This window comes from Planomonospora algeriensis (assembly GCF_977012225.1).
The window spans coordinates 1-1,396 of record NZ_CDRNDK010000849.1 but is presented as its reverse complement, the minus strand read 5'-3'; the positions used below and the strand labels follow the sequence as shown (position 1 = coordinate 1,396).

At 71.6% G+C, this 1,396-nt stretch carries 2 protein-coding genes and 1 tRNA gene; 1 reads left to right on the top strand and 2 read right to left on the bottom strand.

What is annotated here, in order from left to right; genetic code table 11:
• Window positions 1–94: 94 nt before the first annotated feature.
• Window positions 95–170: transfer RNA gene (locus ACWJ6R_RS36340), tRNA-Ala, on the bottom strand.
• Window positions 171–376: 206 nt separating this feature from the next.
• Window positions 377–616, bottom strand: coding sequence for a hypothetical protein (locus ACWJ6R_RS36335; protein ID WP_449066547.1), 240 nt, complete (start codon window positions 614–616; stop codon window positions 377–379).
• 147 nt (window positions 617–763) lie between these two features.
• Between ACWJ6R_RS36335 and ACWJ6R_RS36330 the strand changes: the two genes are divergently transcribed.
• Window positions 764–1,012: a hypothetical protein gene (locus ACWJ6R_RS36330; protein ID WP_449066546.1), complete on the top strand. Its 249-nt coding sequence runs from the start codon at window positions 764–766 to the stop codon at window positions 1,010–1,012.
• Window positions 1,013–1,396: the final 384 nt, after the last annotated feature.

Genomic DNA, 1,396 nt, shown 5'->3' with positions numbered 1-1,396 from the left:
CGGCCACAAGCCCGGAAACGAAGAGAGCCCGCCCGATTCTCATGATCAGACGAGCGCTCGTGACACATGATCAGGCCATCTCAAGAACAGCCCATGGTGGAGCCTAGGAGATTCGAACTCCTGACATCCTGCTTGCAAAGCAGGCGCTCTGCCAACTGAGCTAAGGCCCCTCTGCGGGTGACGTGACCTGAGGAAACACCGTGAACGGCGAATCCGTGTTCATCGCACACCGCCAGGACAGCATATAACGCTCCCGTCGGCATGGACGCCGATCCGCGATCCGCTCCGCAGCCCCGGAAACGACGCCGGTCAGGGGCGGCAGGTCGGCGGCAGGTCATACGGGACCGAGGACCCGGCCCCAGGGGAGACCGACCGGTCACAATGCCGTCCTTCCCTTACGCGCCTGTTCCTCCTCGGCCAGCCGCTCGCACAACCGGACCATGCCCCGGGCGTGCAGCGTCCGCCCGCACCGGCAGTCCGGAACCGCGCACGATCCGGTGGCGTACCAGACGCCGCCACTCCGCCAGATCGTCCAGCCGGGCCAGGCGCGCCGGAGGTACCTGGTGAGCGCCGCCTGCTCCTCGTCGAAGGTCATGCGGATGGAGCCTCCCGTCACGCGGCCCTCTCCACAGGTGTGGACGGCCGCCACCGGGTGGAGCCGGGTGGGTACGGTGACCGGGCCGCCGTGTGGTGCACGGCGAGTTCGCCGGGACTCACCGGGCCCGCCGTCCCGGGTGACGGCCCGCCGGGAACCACGTGGCCGATGGCGGCCGTCGGACGCGGCGGCCGTTCACGGGCGGCCACCGCGCGGGCCCGCCGCAGCGCGAGCGGTTCCCGGGCGAGCGACAGCCGCAGGGCACGGGTCTCCCGGGTTTCCACCGGCCGCTCCGCCGTACGACACGCCTCGGCGGGCGCCATCGGCCAGGACGATCCCACGGCGGGAAGGTTCGTACCGGACCTGGGCTCGGCCGTACGGGGCGCGGGTACGGCCGGCGTCCGCACGGCCGGCTGACCGGTGGGGACGCGCTGCCGCTCGATGGGCCGCCCGGCGGGAACGGGCTCTTGCTCGGTGGGCTGTGAGGCAGGCGCCGGGAGGCACTCGGCCGGGCGGACCCAGTCCCGCGCGGCATCCTCAGCTCGTCCAGCCGGGCGGCCCGGATCAGCTCCCAGCGGGCGGCCGCCTGCCCTGCGGAGGGCACCCGGTAGTCGTGCGCCTCGACGTGCAGGCATCCGTGGTCGTACGGCGGGTGCCCACAGACGGCGCAGCCCATCGGCAGCGGAGGCCGTTCAGCGGAGAAGCACGGCCCGCAGACGGGCTCACCTCCAGCTTCCGGAGGTCTAAGAGGGAGTTTTGTGAGGGATTGTCCTCATCTGGGTTCCCTTGGAGGTGAGGGTC

Excerpts from the sequence above, each read along its gene's own strand:
- ACWJ6R_RS36330 (WP_449066546.1), top strand. The coding sequence starts at position 764 with ATGGCGGCCGTCGGACGCGGCGGCCGTTCACGGGCGGCCACCGCGCGG.